A 15958-nucleotide genomic window follows, 5' to 3' on the forward strand; every position below is an offset into this window, starting at 1 on the left:
CCCGCGGAGAACATATGCAAGAGACAATTAACGGCAACGCCAAAGTCATCGAGGGGCTTTCAGCCCTGTGTACCGAAGACGACGCCGTACACCACAGCACGGACAGCTTCGGCAACGCTTTTCACTGGTTCAGGCTGGGTACGCCCCGCATGTTGCAGGATGCCGCCGCCATCATGAGCGAAGCCAAGGCGCGCCTGTGCATGACCACCGCTTACAACCGCCGCCAGCTCAGCGAACCCATGCAGGAAGTTTGCTACCACTTTGAGCTGGACGGCGTGGTTTACAACATGACCGTGACCCTTAACGGCGAGTGGCCCACCGTGCCCTCCATCACCCCCCTGTTCGCCAATGCCGACTGGCACGAACGGGAAATGATGGAACTCTACGGCATTCAGGTTACAGGCCACCCCAATCCCACGCGCCTGTTTCTGGATGAAGAGCTTGACGCAGGTATTCTCAACGAGGCCGTGCCCCTGTCCATCATGATGAACGGGGCCTGCACCACCGACCTCTGGGAACGCATTCTCAATGACAAGGAGCGCAACCATGAGTAACACCTTCACCATGCCTCTGGGCCCCGTACACGTGGCCCTTGAGGAACCGGTATATTTCCACCTCACGGTGGAGGGTGAAACGGTTCGCCACGTGGAGCTGACCTCCGGTCACGTGCACCGCGGCATGGAAGCCATGGCTACCCAGCGCAACCTCGTCAAGAACGTCACCCTTACCGAACGCGTGTGCTCGCTCTGTTCCAACAGCCACTCCTTCACTTACAGCATGGTGGTGGAAAACGTGCTCGGCATCACCATTCCCGAGCGCGCCTGCTACCTGCGCGTGGTGGCCGAAGAAATCAAGCGCATTGCCTCGCACCTGTTCAACACGGCCATTCAGGCGCATATCATCGGCTTCAAGTCGCTGTTCATGCACGTGATGGAAGTGCGTGAAATGATGCAGGACCTCAAGGAAACCGTTTACGGCAACCGCATGAACCTGGCGGCCAACTGCATCGGCGGCGTTAAGTACAACGTCACGCCCGAGCTTTTGGACTACATGCTCAAGACCCTTGCCAAGGTTGAACCGCAGGTGGATGAAATCCGCGAGATCTACGCCACCAACGGCATGGTTCTTGGCCGCACCAAGGGCCTTGGCCTGCTGCCCAAGGAAGACGCCGTGCATCTTGGCGTGGTTGGCCCTGTGGCCCGCGGTTCCGGCGTTGCCATCGACGTGCGCAAGGATTCGCCCTACGCCGCCTACGGCAAGCTGAACTTCAACCCGGTTCTTGAGCACGGCTGCTGCGTGAACTCACGCACCATGGTGCGGCTGCACGAGATATTTGAATCGTTCAGCCTCATCCGCCAGTGCATCGAAAGGATGCCCGAAGGCGAGGTCACGGCGCCCATGCGTCAGATCCGCACGGCAGAGGCCTGCGCTCGCACCGAGGCCCCGCGCGGCGAAGTGTTCTACTACATCCGCACCAACGGCACGGATATGCCCTCGCGCCTCAAATGGCGTGTGCCTTCCTACATGAACTGGAAGGCCCTGGGCGTCATGATGCGTGACTGCAAGGTGGCCGATGTGGCGCTGATAACCAACAGCATCGACCCCTGCGTTTCCTGCACCGAACGCTAGGCGTAAAAGGTTTGGAGAGTTTGATCCATGCATGAGGCAACGCTGGTTCAGGGACTGCTGAACATGGCCATCAAGGCCGTGGAAGACCACAATAGGGCGCATCCGGAATCTCCGGTCAGCCGCATTGCGGAATTTCAGTGCGAACTGGGCCTGCTTGCCTGCGTGGAAGCGCAAACGCTCACCGCCTGCTTTGAACTGCTGGCGGAAGGAACCCTTGCAGAGGGCGCAAAGCTTACGCTTGCATGCGCGCCCCTGGCCTGTACCTGCAATCAGTGCGGACATGAATTCAGCCTGACGCAACGGCATTTCGTCTGCCCAAGTTGCGGCGGCGAAAACATCCACTTCAACGGGGGTCATGGGATGACGCTTATGGCCCTGCACGTTGCATCCGAGGAAACGGACCATGACTGAACATATCCAGGTCGTACCCGACAAATGCCGCGCCTGCCGCCGCTGTGAAGTGGCCTGCATTGCCGCCCACCACGGCATGAGCTTTAAAGAGGCCATGAAACACCGCGACGAGCTGGTTTCGCGCGTACAGGTGGTCAAGGCCGAAGGCTTCAAGACCACCGTGCGTTGCCACCAGTGCGACCACGCGCCCTGCGCCAACGTGTGCCCCACCGGCGCATTGCAGCAGGATGCCGACGGCCGCATCATCATGCGCGTACAATACTGTGTTGCCTGTAAGATGTGCATCGCCGCATGCCCTTACGGCACCATCACCCTTGACACCATCGGCATGCCCTCCGTGGATGGCGACGATGGTGAAACCCTGGCCCAGCGCGCCCGCCGCGAAGTGGCCGTGCGCTGCGACATGTGCCGCGCATGGCGCATGGAAAATGGCAAGCGCATCACCGCCTGCATGGAAGCCTGCCCGGCCCACGCCCTTTCGCTGGTGCTGGCCGACGGTTCTGTGGTGGAAGCCCCTGCGCCGGAAAAGAAGCCCACCGTTGAAGGCGCGCCGGAAAAACCTGCCGCTCCCGTGGCAGAGCCCGGCCCCCGCGCATCTGTGACCGCTGCTGGCCGCGCGCCTGAAGAAGCCAAGGCTGAAGCCCCTGCCGCCCCTGTGGCGGAAGCGGCGGCTCCGACCCCAGTTGCGGAGGCTCCCGTAGCGCCCAAAGCCGAGGAACCCAAGGTCGAAGCGCCTGTGGAAACTCCAGTGGAAGCCCCTGCTGAAGCCAAAGCCGCTCCGGTAGTGGAAGAAGCGCCCGCGCCTGAAGTCAAGATGGAGCCTGCGGCGGAAGCCCCGGCAACCGAACCTGCGGCGGCAACACCAGTTGAAACCAAGCCCGAAGCTGCTCCGGCAGCGCTCAAGGCTGCGGCCTCCAAGCCTGCCAAGAGCGGCAAAAAGGCCACCAAGAAGGGCGGCAAGAAGTAAACCTCCTGCCAATCTGCACATTCAGGCCTCGGCGCGGCAGTCGGATTATCCCGGCTTCTGCGCCGAGGCTTTGCGCTTTCTGCAAAGGCCGCACGCTTCCCGCATGCAGCCTCTATAATCATTAGCGCTTGAAATGCTCGCTTACACCAGCCAAAAACCTGCCTGCTCGCATTTCGTGGCAAGGATTTTCGGGAACATCCTTGCAGAACAGTTAATTCATTTCATTTGCACTCTGTTCTAAAATCACCTTAAAATACAGCAGGTTGCTTTGATTTAGCCTGAAATACGGCTTTGAATTGCAAGTTTTTGTGATCCCCATCACAGAACATCCTGGGCATTTCTGGTGTATTGCCAGTGTGGCTGACAGCAGGCCTTGCTGTCAGCCATGGCACTGAGGCGTTCCGTACAGACGTAAGCGAAACTGCAATACCAGACCGCCCGCACGCATGGTGAGGTCTGAGGGGAGACAAGATGGAAAACAGCGACCTGCAAACCATCCATGCTGCCTTGCAAACTGGCCCCTTTGCGGCCATGTCGGATACTGAACGCCAAAAGTTGGCGTTGCACGCCCGTGTGCAGCCATTCAGCCAGGGTGCGACGCTTTTTCGCGAAGGCGAAGCCACTACCGATGCCATGCTGCTGCTCTCGGGCATGGTCAAACTGTGCCGCCACTCGGCTCAGGGCAAGGAATGTGTGCTGCACCTTGTGCGTTGCGGCAGGATGCTGGACGCAGGGGTGCTTTTTTATGAAGAAGGCCTGCCCGCAACGGCTATCGGGGTGCAGAACGGCGTAGTTTTGCGGCTGGAACGCAAGGCCCTGCTTGAAGCCCTGCGCAACGATGCGGCCCTTGGGGTAGCCATGCTGGCGGCCATGAGCCTGCGCCAACGCCTGTTCATCAACAAGATTGCGGGGTCGCAGGGCCGCATTTCCGTTTCGGGCCGGGTAGCGGCGTGGCTGCTGCACCGTGCAAAAATGGAAAAAAGCGCCACCCTGAGCATGGGCGTTACCCAGGAAACCCTGGCCCGACAGATGGGGATAAGCCGGGAGAGTCTGAGCCGGGAGCTTAGCGCCCTGACATCAGCCGGACTCATTGACCGCGACCGACGCCGCATCATTCTGCTTGATGCCAACGCCCTGCGCGAAAGGGCAGAAGCATAGATTCATTTCATATCGATACCACTCTGTCGGCTGCAGACGCAGCTTTGACCGTTATACAGTGAAGATGCCGCTACTCAGGCAGCACCGCCTTTATGAGGGCGCGCTCGCCAAGGAGCGCTCCAAACGCGATGAGAATGCAAATTCTCAAAACAGATTTTCAGGATCAGCATGAACGCTTGCATTGTTTATTCTTCCTGCACGGGCAATACCCGCAAAGTGGCTGAGGCTCTGGCCGACACCTCGGGTCTTCCCTGCTTTCCCGTGCGCATCGCCCCTGAGCCGGATGACTTTGATATACTGGCCCTGGGCTTCTGGGTGCGCAAAGGCCTGCCCGATGCCCGCGCCCTGCGCTACATGGAACGCGTGCGCGGCAAGCACGTATTTTTTTTCGGCACTCTGGGCGCGTGGCCCCATTCAGACCACGCCCGCCGCTGCATGGCCGCAACGCACGAAATTTTACAGGCTGGCGGCAATACGGTAGTTGATGGATTCTTGTGTCAGGGCCGGGTCAATCCACAGGTGGTTGCCGCATCCCAGCGCAAGGGCGGTCATCCCCTGAGTCCAGAGCGTCTGGCCCGCCTGCGCGAGGCTGAGCGCCATCCGGACGCGGCAGATCTTGCTGCGGCGCGCCTGCACTGGCAACGCAGTCTGCAAAAATACACTGCCAATGCCCCAGCCCCGCAACCCCCTTGTCTTACCGCAGGCATCTTATCCACGCCGGAACCCATCGGCAGCAATACCTCGCTGTAACCAGACAGCAGGCCAGTATCAGGAGCCGCAAATGCGCAAACAGAACCGCGAATGCCTTGATCCGGCATTTTTTGACGAAGTTTTTTCCACCGCCGAAGACCTCTGCCTTGCCATGCACGACGGGGAATTTCCCTATGTCATTCCGCTCAACTTTGTGCGCCAGGGCAACTGCATCTACGTCCACTGCGCCCTTGAAGGTCACAAGCTGGACTGTATCCGCCGCAACCCCAATGTGGCCTTTACCTTGTGTGCGGATGTGACCATCCATAGGGAAAAGTCCACGACCTATTACAAATCGCTGTGCGGCACCGGCCGCGCCGGGATTGTGGATGATCCGGCGGAAAAGGGCCTCGCCCTTGATGCCCTGGCAGTGCGCTACGCCGCCCTTTGCCCCACGCCCACGCCGGATGCGGCCCTTGCCCGCACGGGCGTGGTACGCATTGACATTGTGGATCTGGTGGGCAAGCGCAAACTGCCCAAGTAAACGCCTCACCCCATGCACGGCGGCGCGTAATAACGCCATAACATGCCGAATGTAAAGGAAGTCTGACATGCGCGGAGCTTCCCGCCTTATTCCCTTGCCTTCTTTTCTGGCCCTGCTGCCTGCCGGAGCGCACTTCTGGCGCAGCGGTCAGCCCGGCCTCGCCGCCGCCTGCCTTGCTCTGGCCCTACTTGCCTGGGGCCGCGCCGCATGGGTGCGTCTGCTGCTCCTGCTGGTGCTGCCCCTGCTGGCCGCCCGCTGGATATGGGCTGCGGCCCAGTTTGTGCAAATGCGCATGTTCATGGGCGAACCGTGGCACAGACTGGCTGTTATCCTGCTGAGCGTGGCCCTGCTGACGGCGCTTGCCGCCCTGCCCCTGCTGCGCGAATCCGCGCGACAACGCTACCACAAAGGCGACACAAGCGCGCGCACCCAACTGGCCGCCCTGCTGCTTTGCCTTGGTCTGTTGCTGCCGGTCTGGCTTATGAAGCCGCAACTGCTGGTTGTTGAACGGTTCTTCCCTCAATGGGGATCACTGCAACTTGCGCTGGCGAGCATCTGGGCGGCCTGCGCAGCCGGATGGCTGAGCGGCAAAAAGGTTCCGCAGGTCAGAATGCGCTTGTGGCGGCTCTTTTCACTGGTCTTTTTCGCCCAGCTTGTCCTTGGCCTGGCACTGGAAAGCCGTTTTCTGCTCAGCGGGCAACTGCATCTGCCTGTACCGGGGCTGATCGCCGCCGCACCCATATATCGTGGCGGCGGCTGGTTCATGCTGGGGCTGTTCGGCTTTTCCACCCTGATTGCTGGCGCGGCCTGGTGCAGCCATCTTTGCTACTTTGGCGTGTGGGATGCCAGCGCCGCAAAGTCCTGCGCCGGAGGCCCGCACGGATTATCTGCGATAAAAAATTCCGGCTCCGAAAACACCGATTCCGGCAATATTGCTCCGCCCATTCCCAGACGTGCGCCCAGGTGGTTGCCACATCTGCGGCTCGCCATGCTGGGTCTGACTCTTGCCGTTCCCCTGCTCTTGCGCCTTTCGGGCGCGCCGCTGGAGGCGGCACTTGCCAGCGGCCTCTTGCTGGGTCTGCTCGCGGTACCGGCTTCTCTGCTGGTCAGCCGCAAGGCCGGATACGCCGCCTACTGCCGGGGCCTCTGCCCCTTGGGGCTGCTGGCAAAGTGGATTGGGCGCATTGCCCCCTGGCGCGTGCGCCGCACAGGCTCCTGCCGCCGCTGCATGGCCTGCGTGCGTGTATGTCGTCAGGACGCCATGGGTAACCCCATGACGACCTCAGGCCCCAATGCTGACTGCAATCTGTGCCGCGACTGCGTAGCCGTATGCCCGCAAAAGGCGCTCTCCATAACCTGCTACGGCATGCACGGCACGCAAGCCTGGGCAGACCCGACACTCATTGCCCTGCTTGCTGCCCTGCACGCGGCCTTTCTTGCCATGGCCCGTATATAGACAGCCCGTCCATTCAACCAGGGAAGCACGGCTTCACAACCGCGACTCTCGCAACATCTAGTAACGAGGATGCCAATGATGCGTGTTTTGCGCCGCCTGCGGGCAGGCACAATGGCCCCGCCCAGGGCCGACTGGAATGAAATATTCTGGGCGTGGGCAGGCAGTTGTCTGTCCATAATCAGCCTTGCGCTGCTTGAAAAGCTCTGCGCGCAGGAATGGAATCTGCCTCTGCTCATCGGCTCGTTCGGCGCTTCCGCCGTGCTGGCCTTTGGCGCGCCCCACAGCCCGCTGGCCCAGCCCCGCAATCTTGTGGGCGGGCACGTGCTTTCCGCGCTTGTGGGCGTGACCTGCCAGCTACTCTTCAGCGATAATCCGGTGCTGGCCTCTGGCCTTGCTGTTTCCACAGCCATCGCCTTCATGCACGCAACGCAGACCCTGCATCCTCCGGGGGGCGCAACGGCCCTTATCGCGGTCATCGGCGGCCCCGGCATCCACAGTCTCGGATACTGGTACGTACTCCTGCCCTGCGCCGCGGGGGCCATCTGCATGCTGGCCCTGGCCTACGCGGCCAACAACCTCGCCGCCCGCAAGAGGTATCCACTGTTCTGGTGGTAACAACCTTACAAGAAACGTGATGCTGACGATCCATATTTGCAGCACAGAATCATCACAGTTTGCCTGTCTTCGTGGAGCCTGCCCTTGCGGCCCTTCACGAAGGCAGGCAAACTTCGCTGCGAGGATGGTCGCAACCGAAGTGACAGTCCGTCGATCGTCCTTACACGCCTCATGTCAGAGGGACCACCGACCGGGATTTCTCCAGCCGCTGCCGCGTGGAACCAAGACCCGACTCCGGCTTGCCAGCCAGGGGCAAAGGGCGTAGCCTCATTGTCTTACTTTTATCGAGGTTATGACATGTCCGGCATATCTTCCGCTTCCCCCCTGGCGGAGGGCCTGCGACGCGCACTGCCCATTGTGCTGGGCTACCTGCCCGTAGGCTTCGCTTTTGGGGTTCTTGCAGTCAAGAACAACATCCCGCCCTCTTTGGCTGTCGCCATGTCCGTGCTCATGTTTTCCGGCTCCGGCCAGTTCGTGTTCGCGGGCATGTGGGGCGCTGGCGCAAGCGCGCTCTCCATCATGGCAGCGGTCTTTATTGTAAACCTGCGCTACCTGTTGCAATCCGCCGCAGAATCCCCCTGGCTGGCGGGCCTGCCGCGCGGGCAACGCTTTTTGCTGGGCCTCGGCCTCACGGACGAGACCTTTGCCGTCCACGTCACAGCTTTTCAGAACGGCTGGCAGCGAAGCCTCACCACACTCTTTGTCTGCAACCAGACCGCGCAGCTGGGCTGGGTTTCCGGTGCGGCCATCGGTGCGTTCTGCGGCGAGCTTGTGAGCGATGTCAAGCCGCTGGGTCTTGATTATGCGCTCACAGCCATGTTTCTGGCACTGTTGGTGCCGCAGTGCGTCAGCCGCCTGCACGTGCTGGTGGCGCTCTTTACCACCACGCTTTCCATCAGCCTCAAGGCTGCGGGCATGACCCAATGGAACATTGCCGTTGCCACGGTGCTGGGCGCGAGCCTTGGCACATGGCTCTTGGTGCGCAAGGCGCAGCACGAGGGCGCGCCCCTTGACCTTGCCGACCGGCAAAACAAGGATGCAGACGGCCGCAATCTCAGCAACATGGTGGCACAGCGCACAGAGGAGGCCGAATCATGAACGAAAGCGGATGGTTCAGCACCCATGCGGCCCTGATGCTCTGCTTGCTTGGCAGTGTTCTGGTTACCGTTCTGCCAAAGATTCTGCCTGTCACCTTTTTGAAGGGCGACAGCCTGCCCCCGCTGCTGCGGCACTGGCTATCCTTTGTGCCCGTTGCCGTCATGGCCGCCCTGGTGGGGCCGGACGTGTTCTTTTACGAAGGGCATTTCAACGCCGGGCCTTCCAACCTGTTTCTGATGGTGGCCCTGCCCTCCCTGCTGGTCGCGTGGTGGTCAAAGAATTATTTTCTCACCATTGCTTTTGGCATCGGGCTGGTGATTCTGGCACGCTGGACCGGGTTGTACTGATGCCGCGCGCACGAAGTTCCGCTTCCGGACCGCCCTCACTGCGCGAAAGGCGCAAACCGGCTCCCGCACTGCCGCCGCCAACGCGCAGCGCCAGCCTTTTGGTGCGGATTGCGCCGGAGCATACGGGGCTCTTCCGATTTTTGCTTGAGGCCTATGAACACATCGCCTATTTTACCGTGCTTGAAAACAAGACCGCCCTGCTGCGGGTTATTTTTTCACCGCACAGAGAGCGAGATGCACGCGAGGCTCTGGCCCAGATGGCCCAAAGCCTGCCATTTACTGTTGAGGAATGGCCCAGGCGGACGTAACCACCGCTCCCAGACTGCGCCTGTAGTGCCTGTGATGCACGGCCCAGGCCCTGCCGGGGCTGCTGATGCAAAAACACTTTGAGCTGCGCGCAAATTCTGTTACAATTCTTTCGTTTTGGGGCAGGGCCAAAAGCCCAGCCCTTTTCCTGCGTCCGGCGAAAGCCCGCAACACCTCAGCCTTTACCAAGGCGGACTCATGCCCACACTGAAATACAAGCGCGTGCTGCTCAAGCTGAGCGGCGAGGCCCTGGCCGGAGAAAACAAGACCGGCATTGACCCCGAAACCGTAGCCACCATCTGCCGTGAAATCGGCACCGTGCTCGAAATGGGCGTGGAAATGGCCCTTGTGATTGGCGGGGGCAATATTTTTCGCGGGCTTTCCGGCTCGGCCAAGGGCATGGAACGTTCGTCCGCCGACTACATGGGCATGCTGGCCACTGTGCTGAACGCACTGGCCGTTCAGGATATGCTGGAAAAGCTGGGCTACCCCACGCGCGTGCTTTCGGCCATCACCATGCAGGAAGTGTGCGAGCCCTTCATCCGCCGCCGCGCCCTGCGCCATATGGAAAAGGGCCGCGTGGTCATCTGCGCCGCAGGCACCGGCAACCCCTACTTCACGACCGACACCACCGCCGCCCTGCGCGGCATGGAACTGAAGTGCGACGCCATCATCAAGGCCACCAAGGTTGACGGCATCTACGACAAAGACCCCAACAAATATTCCGATGCCGTCAAGTACGACAGCATCACATATGACGAAACACTGGCGCGCCATCTGGGCGTCATGGACGCCACGGCCTTTGCCCTTGTGCGCGACAACAACGTGCCCATCATCGTGTGCCGTATGTTTGGCGGCGACATCTGCCGCGCCGTCACCGGCGAGTCCGTAGGCACCATCGTTCAGAACTGAGCCCCCCCAAGGAGAATACTGATGGATATAGACAGCATCCTTCTGGACGCCGAAGACCGTATGGAAAAGGCCATTGCAGCGCAGGAACGCGATTTTTCCAAGCTGCGCACGGGCCGCGCCTCCACCGCGCTGGTGGACGGCATCAAGGGCGACTACTACGGCACCCCAACGCCCATCAGCCAGATGGCCTCCGTTGCCGTGCCCGACAGCCGCACCGTGACTATCCAGCCATGGGACAAGGGCGGCATTTCGGTGATTGAAAAGGCCATTCTGAAGTCAGACCTGGGCCTTACGCCCATCAATGACGGCAAGGTCATCCGCATCATGATACCGCCGTTGACCGAAGACCGCCGCAAGGATCTGGTCAAGGTAGCCCGCAAATACACCGAAGACGCCAAGGTGGCGGTGCGCAACGTGCGCCGCGACGCCAATGACAGCCTGAAAAAGCTGGAAAAAGACAAGGCCATCAGCGAAGACGAACAGAAGAAGGCTTCTGAAGACGTGCAAAAGCTGACGGACAAGTTTGTGGCTGATGCCGACAAAAAGTGCGCGGCCAAAGAAAAGGAAATCATGGAAATCTAGCCCGTGGCGGATTTTTCGCCCGGGTTGCGCGCGCCCCGCAAGCACTTTGCGGGGCGCGGCTTTGCCGCCGCAGACAAGGCCGCAGACCATTCCGCAGACCCGCAGGACTTTTCACCACAGGCTTTTGCATGACGGACCATCCAGACAAACTGCCCACACACCTCGCCATCATCATGGACGGCAATGGCCGATGGGCTCAGGCGCGCGGGTTGCCCCGCGAAGCAGGCCACCGCGCTGGCGCGGAAACCGTGCGCAACATAGTGACCGAATGCCGGTCGATGGGCATACGCCACCTCACGCTCTACACCTTTTCCAGCGAAAACTGGAACCGCCCCAAGACAGAAATCAGCGCTCTTTTCAGCCTGCTGATGGAATTTCTGAGCCGCGAGGTGCCTCGCATGGTCGAACAGGGTATTTCCATGCGCGTTCTGGGCGACCTTGAATCCATGCCCCTTGCCCAGCGCACGGCCCTGCGCCACGCAATAAAACGCACCGAGGGCGGTAAGGACATGGTTCTGAACCTCGCCCTCAACTACGGCGGCAGGGGCGAGATTGTACGCGCCGTGCAAACCATGCTGCGCGAAGGTCTGCGCCCTGAAGACGTGACCGAACAGGCCGTTGCCGATCATCTTTACACTGTCGGGCAACCGGACCCTGACCTGCTCATCCGCACCAGCGGAGAGCAAAGACTGAGCAATTATCTGCTCTACCAATGCGCCTACAGCGAGCTGTATTTCACGCCCGTGCCATGGCCGGACTTCGACGCCGCGCAGCTCCGCATGGCACTTGACGCCTATGCCGCCCGTTCGCGCCGCTTCGGCAAAACACAGGAGCAAATTGATGCCCATTGATCCTTCAACGCAATCCATCGATATTCGCCGTATTTTCACAGGCCTTGCCCTTGCCGCGGTCTTGCTGCTGGCGCTCTGGTTCAGGGGCCTGCCTTTGCTGTTCGTTATTTTGCTGGTATGCGCCCTTGGCCTGTGGGAATTCTACTCCCTGTTCTGGGGTTCCAGCCGCGTACCCAGCCGCATCTGCGCTATCGTGCTTGGCTGGTGCATGATCTGCCTTACCTGGATGCACAGGCCGCAAGACGCTCTGGTCTGCCTTGGCGCAGGCTTTGTGCTGGCCTCCATGAGTTTTCTTTTCCGGTGGGATGTTGTTGAAGACGACAATGCCTTTGCCTCCAGCGGCATCTTTATGGCGGGGCTGGCCTATGTGCCCCTGCTGCTGCTCCCGGCGACCTATCTTTCCACCACCAAGCTCATCTTTGTTATTGCAGCGGTGGCTATTTCCGACACCACCGCCTACTTTGTGGGCACACGCTTTGGGCACCACAAGCTGTGGCCCCGCGTCAGCCCCAAGAAAAGCTCGGAAGGCGCGGTGGGCAGCCTTGTTGGTTGCGTGATCTTTTGCGCCATTTACGGCGAAATTTACGGCAAGACCGGCTGGTTCTCCTTTGCTCTGCTGGGCATTGCGATCAATGCCTTCGCCCAGCTGGGCGACCTCTTTGAATCCGCCCTCAAGCGCTCGGTAAACATCAAGGATTCCGGCAACCTGCTGCCAGGGCACGGCGGTATCCTCGACAGGGCCGACAGCCTGCTGTTTGCCATGCCCATGGTGGCCGTTGTTGACCAGTGGTTTTTCTTCTTTTAGGGCCTGTTGGCGCCATGGGAATTTTTGCCCCGGTCAGGGAACAAAACTTCCCATGGCGCTAACGACCCGTAGAGCACTTTTATTTTGAAATCCTCGGTTATCCCCACCGGGGAACTTGAATTTTTTTGCAGCAGTACCAATCTTATGCGCACACGCGCCGCGAACACCTGCGCGCGCCCATTAAAGGACAACGTCACCATGGCGCAACTCTGGCCCGGCCTGGGCGGCCCTTCCATCAATTACATTTCTGGCGCCCCCAGTGAAAGCTGGCAGCAAACGTGGCCGCGTAGTCTGGTACTGCTGGGTTCCACAGGCTCCATAGGCCGCAGCACGCTGGAAGTTGCCGCAGCGCAACCGCAGGCCTTCCGCATGGTGGGTTTTGCCTGCGCCCGCAATGTGCAGCGCCTTGCGGAACAGGCCCTCACATGGCGGCCGCCGCATCTGGCGGTGCTGGACGAGGAGTCCGCAGCCAAACTGCGCACACTGCTGCCTGCGGACTACCGCCCCCGCATTCTTGTGGGGAGCGAGGGCTACGCGGAGCTGGCCTCCCTGCCCGAGGCCACCACCGTGCTTTCCGCACAGGTGGGCGCTGCGGGCCTTGCCGGAACGCTGGCGGCGGCTCTGGCAGGCAAGGTCATCTGCCTTGCCAACAAGGAATCCCTGGTGCTGGCTGGCGACCTTGTGCGCCGCGTGTGCGCCCGTACAGGAGCCGTGGTGCTGCCTGTGGATTCCGAGCACAATGCCATTTTTCAGTGCCTGGCCGGGCGCGGGCAGGAAGTGGAACGGCTTATTCTCACAGCCTCCGGCGGGCCGTTTCGCGGCTGGACGCGCGAAGCCCTGAGCGCCGTCACGCCCGAGCAGGCGCTCAAGCATCCCAACTGGAGCATGGGAGCCAAAATCACCATTGATTCAGCCACGCTCATGAACAAGGGGCTGGAGGTCATTGAGGCTTTTCACCTCTACGGCGTACCCGTTGAGCGCATCAAGGTTCTGGTGCATCCGCAGTCCGTGGTGCACTCGCTTGTGGAATTTCACGATGGCAGCCAGCTTGCCCAGCTCGGCACGCCAGACATGCGCATGGCCATTGCGGCCTGCCTGCTCTGGCCGCGCTGCGTGCCGGTCAACGTACCGCCGCTTGACCTTACGGCAAAGCCGCTTACCTTTCATGAACCAGACGAAAGCGCTTTTCCCTGTCTTGGACTGGCCAAGCAGGTGCTGGAAAACCGTGGTGGACGTTGCGTAGTGCTCAACGCCGCCAACGAAGCCGCAGTGGATCTTTTCCTTACAGGCCGTTGCGCGTTTATGGACATCCCCCGGCTGATAGCCGCCGCACTGGAGGCGCACGGCGCTTCCAACCCCGGCAATCAGCCTTTATGCGCGCCTCTTGAAAGTGCCGCTTCTGCAACTGACTGCGAAGCCGCACTGACAATCGAGGCGCATACACTGGCGGAGCGCATGCAGCGTCTTGACTGCCAGAGCCGCGAGCTGGTCTACGGGCTGGCCCGTGACGGAGGTTCCTTGTGCTGACAACAATTATTGCAGTCGTGGTCGTTCTTGGCGGCCTGATCTTTTTCCACGAGCTGGGCCATTTTGCCGTGGCGCGTGGCCTTGGTATGGGCGTTTCCACGTTCTCTCTGGGGTTTGGCCCCAAGATTCTCAAATACCGCAGGGGCAAGACGGAATACGCCCTGTCGCTGGTACCGCTTGGCGGCTATGTGGCCCTGGTGGGCGAAAGCGACCCCAAGGACATTCCCGAAGGCTTTACTGAAAAAGAAAGCTTTGCCCTGCGCCCCGCATGGCAGCGTTTGCTTGTGGTTGCCGCCGGCCCTGCCGCCAACATCATTCTGGCGTGGCTGCTCTGCTGGACTCTGGCCCTTGGCTGGGGCACCCCCGTGCTGCTGCCGCAGGTCGGCGGCGTTGTGCAGAACGGCCCTGCGGACAAGGCGGGCATTCAGCCCGGCGATACCATCGTGAGCATCAACGGCGCTACCGTTGCCAACTGGCAGGCCATGGCCGATGCCATTACACAGAGCAACGGCAAAACCCTTGCCGTCACGCTTTCGCGCCCGGACATGGCCCCCCAGGCTGACGATCAAACACGCACTGATGAAGCCGCTCAGCCTGAGCAAGGCATGATCATCAGCGTGGAACTCACGCCTGAACGGTCCATCCGTAAGACCATCTTTGGCGAAGAAGAAAGCGCATGGCTTATCGGCATCCGCAATTCCGGCGCTGTGCGGCTTGTGCAGCACGGTTTTGCCGATGCGGCCATTGCCGGAGCGGGCCAGACCGCAGACATGGTTTCGCTCACGTGGCAGAGCTTTGTAAAACTGGCCGAGCGCGTGGTGCCTCTGGATCAGGTGGGCGGCCCCATCATGATCATGCAGATGGTTGGCAAGCAAGCCCACGAAGGCCTTGCCGGGCTGCTGGCGCTGGCGGCGCTCATCAGCATCAACCTTGGCATCCTGAACCTGCTGCCTATCCCCGTGCTGGATGGCGGGCAGATTGTATTTTGCCTGTGGGAAATAATTTTTCGCCGTCCGCTCAACGCCCGGTTGCAGGATTACGCCATGCGCGCGGGCATTGCCCTGCTGGTGGCCCTCATGCTGCTTGCCACCTATAACGACTTGTGGCGCATCCTCAAGAATACCGGCTGGTTCGGGAGCGGCTCATAATGCAGAACGGCACCGGGCTTGAGCTTGTCCTCAATGCCGCAGAAGGCGCGCTCCAGATCATTGTCACCGAAGACGAGCGGCTGATCTGCGTGCAGGAATGGCACAAGGCCGACAGAGCCACGGAAATTCTGGCTCCGGCCCTGGCAGAAATTTGCAGCAGCCTTGGCATCAAGCCCGCCGACTTTCGGCGCATTGCCTGCGTGCGCGGGCCGGGTTCCTTTACGGGCATACGGCTGGTGCTGACCACCGCCGCAGCCCTGCGCCGCGTGGGGCAGGCCCGTTTAGCGGGGTTGGACTACATGCAGGCTCTGGCCACCAGCGCCGTGCTCCAGCACAATCTGTTTTACGGCACCCCCGTATGGGTGCTCACCCACGCCCGCCGCAATCTTGTGCACTGCCAGCCCTTCATGTCGTATGGGCCGCAGATTCCGGCCCAGCCAACGCAGGCTGTTGACCTCTGCGCGCCGCAGGAGGCCCTGCGCCGTATTGAGACCGCACAGGGAGCGCCCCTGCCGGATGGCACCGACAAACACCGTCGCACGCACATCTGCGGCAGCGGCCTTGCCCGCAATGCAGATGTTTTTGCGGCTCTGGAAGGCATGCGCATGGTTCCCGTAGAAGAGGAAACCAACTCTCCATTCGCCATGCCCCGGCTGGTCTGCCCGGATACGGCCTCGCTGTGTTTGCTGGCCCGGCACGGCGATTATTTTGACGCAGATGTGGAGCCGCTTTATGTGCGGCCCTGCGATGCCGTTGAAAATCTCCCCCAACTGGCCCCGCGCATGGGCATGACTGGCGAATACGCGGTTGCCGCGTTGGACACCATGCTGGAGCGCTCCCCAACAAGCGAAATCTGAACATTCTTCTGCTAAAGCGTGCTTGACCGGGCACGTTTGCGAAACTGGAATCTTG

The 15958-nt window shown here is 60.9% G+C and carries 20 protein-coding genes; all 20 read left to right on the plus strand.

The window, feature by feature from the left end; translation table 11 throughout:
• Positions 1-14: 14 nt before the first annotated feature.
• The 20 genes from QZ383_RS03810 to tsaB all read left to right on the plus strand — a co-directional run bounded on the left by QZ383_RS03810 (position 15) and on the right by tsaB (position 15903).
• Positions 15-554: an NADH-quinone oxidoreductase subunit C gene (locus QZ383_RS03810; RefSeq protein ID WP_022657683.1), complete on the plus strand. Its 540-nt coding sequence runs from the start codon at positions 15-17 to the stop codon at positions 552-554.
• A complete protein-coding gene (locus tag QZ383_RS03815) occupies positions 547-1629 on the plus strand; it encodes a nickel-dependent hydrogenase large subunit (RefSeq protein ID WP_192112239.1) in 1083 nt (360 codons plus the stop codon). Before QZ383_RS03810 ends, QZ383_RS03815 begins: the two co-directional genes overlap by 8 nt.
• Positions 1630-1656: 27 nt before the next feature.
• The gene (locus tag QZ383_RS03820; protein WP_291443181.1) at positions 1657-2040 is read left to right on the plus strand and encodes a hydrogenase maturation nickel metallochaperone HypA; all 384 of its coding nucleotides are present in this window, start codon (positions 1657-1659) and stop codon (positions 2038-2040) included.
• Complete coding sequence (locus tag QZ383_RS03825; RefSeq protein ID WP_291443182.1) at positions 2033-3007, plus strand: 4Fe-4S dicluster domain-containing protein; 975 nt, start codon at positions 2033-2035, stop codon at positions 3005-3007. The genes QZ383_RS03820 and QZ383_RS03825 overlap by 8 nt, the downstream gene beginning before the upstream one ends.
• Positions 3008-3478: 471 nt before the next feature.
• Positions 3479-4165 (plus strand): Crp/Fnr family transcriptional regulator, encoded by a 687-nt coding sequence (locus QZ383_RS03830; RefSeq protein ID WP_192112238.1) that lies wholly within the window; start codon positions 3479-3481, stop codon positions 4163-4165.
• Positions 4166-4333: 168 nt separating this feature from the next.
• Positions 4334-4915: a flavodoxin family protein gene (locus QZ383_RS03835; protein WP_233483666.1), complete on the plus strand. Its 582-nt coding sequence runs from the start codon at positions 4334-4336 to the stop codon at positions 4913-4915.
• A gap of 31 nt (positions 4916-4946) precedes the next feature.
• Positions 4947-5399, plus strand: coding sequence for a pyridoxamine 5'-phosphate oxidase family protein (locus tag QZ383_RS03840; RefSeq protein ID WP_291443184.1), 453 nt, complete (start codon positions 4947-4949; stop codon positions 5397-5399).
• Positions 5400-5466: 67 nt separating this feature from the next.
• Entirely contained in the window at positions 5467-6855 is a 1389-nt protein-coding gene (locus QZ383_RS03845; RefSeq protein ID WP_291443186.1) for a 4Fe-4S binding protein, read from the plus strand.
• A gap of 75 nt (positions 6856-6930) precedes the next feature.
• Positions 6931-7470: an HPP family protein gene (locus QZ383_RS03850; protein WP_291443188.1), complete on the plus strand. Its 540-nt coding sequence runs from the start codon at positions 6931-6933 to the stop codon at positions 7468-7470.
• A 297-nt stretch (positions 7471-7767) separates the two neighbouring features.
• Positions 7768-8568 (plus strand): AzlC family ABC transporter permease, encoded by an 801-nt coding sequence (locus QZ383_RS03855; protein ID WP_291443190.1) that lies wholly within the window; start codon positions 7768-7770, stop codon positions 8566-8568.
• The gene (locus QZ383_RS03860; RefSeq protein ID WP_291443192.1) at positions 8565-8915 is read left to right on the plus strand and encodes an AzlD domain-containing protein; all 351 of its coding nucleotides are present in this window, start codon (positions 8565-8567) and stop codon (positions 8913-8915) included. The genes QZ383_RS03855 and QZ383_RS03860 overlap by 4 nt, the downstream gene beginning before the upstream one ends.
• Positions 8915-9223 carry a DUF4911 domain-containing protein gene (locus tag QZ383_RS03865; RefSeq protein ID WP_291443194.1) on the plus strand — a complete coding sequence of 103 codons (309 nt, stop codon included), beginning with the start codon at positions 8915-8917 and terminating at the stop codon, positions 9221-9223. Before QZ383_RS03860 ends, QZ383_RS03865 begins: the two co-directional genes overlap by 1 nt.
• 196 nt (positions 9224-9419) lie before the next feature.
• Positions 9420-10133 (plus strand): UMP kinase, encoded by a 714-nt coding sequence (gene pyrH / locus QZ383_RS03870; RefSeq protein ID WP_022657672.1) that lies wholly within the window; start codon positions 9420-9422, stop codon positions 10131-10133.
• 21 nt (positions 10134-10154) lie between these two features.
• Entirely contained in the window at positions 10155-10715 is a 561-nt protein-coding gene (gene frr, locus QZ383_RS03875; protein WP_192112231.1) for a ribosome recycling factor, read from the plus strand.
• A gap of 3 nt (positions 10716-10718) precedes the next feature.
• Positions 10719-10847 carry a hypothetical protein gene (locus QZ383_RS03880; protein WP_291443197.1) on the plus strand — a complete coding sequence of 43 codons (129 nt, stop codon included), beginning with the start codon at positions 10719-10721 and terminating at the stop codon, positions 10845-10847.
• Positions 10844-11566, plus strand: a complete 723-nt coding sequence (locus QZ383_RS03885; protein ID WP_291443199.1) for an isoprenyl transferase — start codon at positions 10844-10846, stop codon at positions 11564-11566. The genes QZ383_RS03880 and QZ383_RS03885 overlap by 4 nt, the downstream gene beginning before the upstream one ends.
• Positions 11556-12371 (plus strand): phosphatidate cytidylyltransferase, encoded by an 816-nt coding sequence (locus tag QZ383_RS03890; protein ID WP_291443201.1) that lies wholly within the window; start codon positions 11556-11558, stop codon positions 12369-12371. The genes QZ383_RS03885 and QZ383_RS03890 overlap by 11 nt, the downstream gene beginning before the upstream one ends.
• 198 nt (positions 12372-12569) lie before the next feature.
• The gene (dxr, locus tag QZ383_RS03895) at positions 12570-13898 is read left to right on the plus strand and encodes a 1-deoxy-D-xylulose-5-phosphate reductoisomerase (protein WP_291443203.1); all 1329 of its coding nucleotides are present in this window, start codon (positions 12570-12572) and stop codon (positions 13896-13898) included.
• Positions 13892-15046, plus strand: a complete 1155-nt coding sequence (rseP, locus tag QZ383_RS03900) for an RIP metalloprotease RseP (protein ID WP_291443204.1) — start codon at positions 13892-13894, stop codon at positions 15044-15046. Before dxr ends, rseP begins: the two co-directional genes overlap by 7 nt.
• Positions 15046-15903, plus strand: coding sequence for a tRNA (adenosine(37)-N6)-threonylcarbamoyltransferase complex dimerization subunit type 1 TsaB (tsaB, locus tag QZ383_RS03905; RefSeq protein WP_291443205.1), 858 nt, complete (start codon positions 15046-15048; stop codon positions 15901-15903). The genes rseP and tsaB overlap by 1 nt, the downstream gene beginning before the upstream one ends.
• The last annotated feature ends 55 nt before the right edge of the window (positions 15904-15958 follow it).

Origin of the sequence: Desulfovibrio sp. (genome assembly GCF_019422935.1) — a bacterium.
Classification (GTDB): domain Bacteria; phylum Desulfobacterota; class Desulfovibrionia; order Desulfovibrionales; family Desulfovibrionaceae; genus Desulfovibrio.

What these genes read in the sequence shown, in the direction of transcription:
- QZ383_RS03815 (WP_192112239.1), top strand. Translation starts at nt 547, where the DNA reads ATGAGTAACACCTTCACCATGCCTCTGGGCCCCGTACACGTGGCCCTT.
- QZ383_RS03850 (WP_291443188.1), top strand. Translation starts at nt 6,931, where the DNA reads ATGATGCGTGTTTTGCGCCGCCTGCGGGCAGGCACAATGGCCCCGCCC.
- QZ383_RS03840 (WP_291443184.1), top strand. Translation starts at nt 4,947, where the DNA reads ATGCGCAAACAGAACCGCGAATGCCTTGATCCGGCATTTTTTGACGAA.
- dxr (WP_291443203.1), top strand. Translation starts at nt 12,570, where the DNA reads ATGGCGCAACTCTGGCCCGGCCTGGGCGGCCCTTCCATCAATTACATT.
- QZ383_RS03865 (WP_291443194.1), top strand. Translation starts at nt 8,915, where the DNA reads ATGCCGCGCGCACGAAGTTCCGCTTCCGGACCGCCCTCACTGCGCGAA.
- QZ383_RS03855 (WP_291443190.1), top strand. Translation starts at nt 7,768, where the DNA reads ATGTCCGGCATATCTTCCGCTTCCCCCCTGGCGGAGGGCCTGCGACGC.
- tsaB (WP_291443205.1), top strand. Translation starts at nt 15,046, where the DNA reads ATGCAGAACGGCACCGGGCTTGAGCTTGTCCTCAATGCCGCAGAAGGC.
- QZ383_RS03820 (WP_291443181.1), top strand. Translation starts at nt 1,657, where the DNA reads ATGCATGAGGCAACGCTGGTTCAGGGACTGCTGAACATGGCCATCAAG.
- QZ383_RS03810 (WP_022657683.1), top strand. Translation starts at nt 15, where the DNA reads ATGCAAGAGACAATTAACGGCAACGCCAAAGTCATCGAGGGGCTTTCA.
- QZ383_RS03885 (WP_291443199.1), top strand. Translation starts at nt 10,844, where the DNA reads ATGACGGACCATCCAGACAAACTGCCCACACACCTCGCCATCATCATG.
- QZ383_RS03845 (WP_291443186.1), top strand. Translation starts at nt 5,467, where the DNA reads ATGCGCGGAGCTTCCCGCCTTATTCCCTTGCCTTCTTTTCTGGCCCTG.
- QZ383_RS03830 (WP_192112238.1), top strand. Translation starts at nt 3,479, where the DNA reads ATGGAAAACAGCGACCTGCAAACCATCCATGCTGCCTTGCAAACTGGC.
- QZ383_RS03835 (WP_233483666.1), top strand. Translation starts at nt 4,334, where the DNA reads ATGAACGCTTGCATTGTTTATTCTTCCTGCACGGGCAATACCCGCAAA.
- pyrH (WP_022657672.1), top strand. Translation starts at nt 9,420, where the DNA reads ATGCCCACACTGAAATACAAGCGCGTGCTGCTCAAGCTGAGCGGCGAG.
- frr (WP_192112231.1), top strand. Translation starts at nt 10,155, where the DNA reads ATGGATATAGACAGCATCCTTCTGGACGCCGAAGACCGTATGGAAAAG.
- QZ383_RS03890 (WP_291443201.1), top strand. Translation starts at nt 11,556, where the DNA reads ATGCCCATTGATCCTTCAACGCAATCCATCGATATTCGCCGTATTTTC.
- QZ383_RS03860 (WP_291443192.1), top strand. Translation starts at nt 8,565, where the DNA reads ATGAACGAAAGCGGATGGTTCAGCACCCATGCGGCCCTGATGCTCTGC.
- QZ383_RS03825 (WP_291443182.1), top strand. Translation starts at nt 2,033, where the DNA reads ATGACTGAACATATCCAGGTCGTACCCGACAAATGCCGCGCCTGCCGC.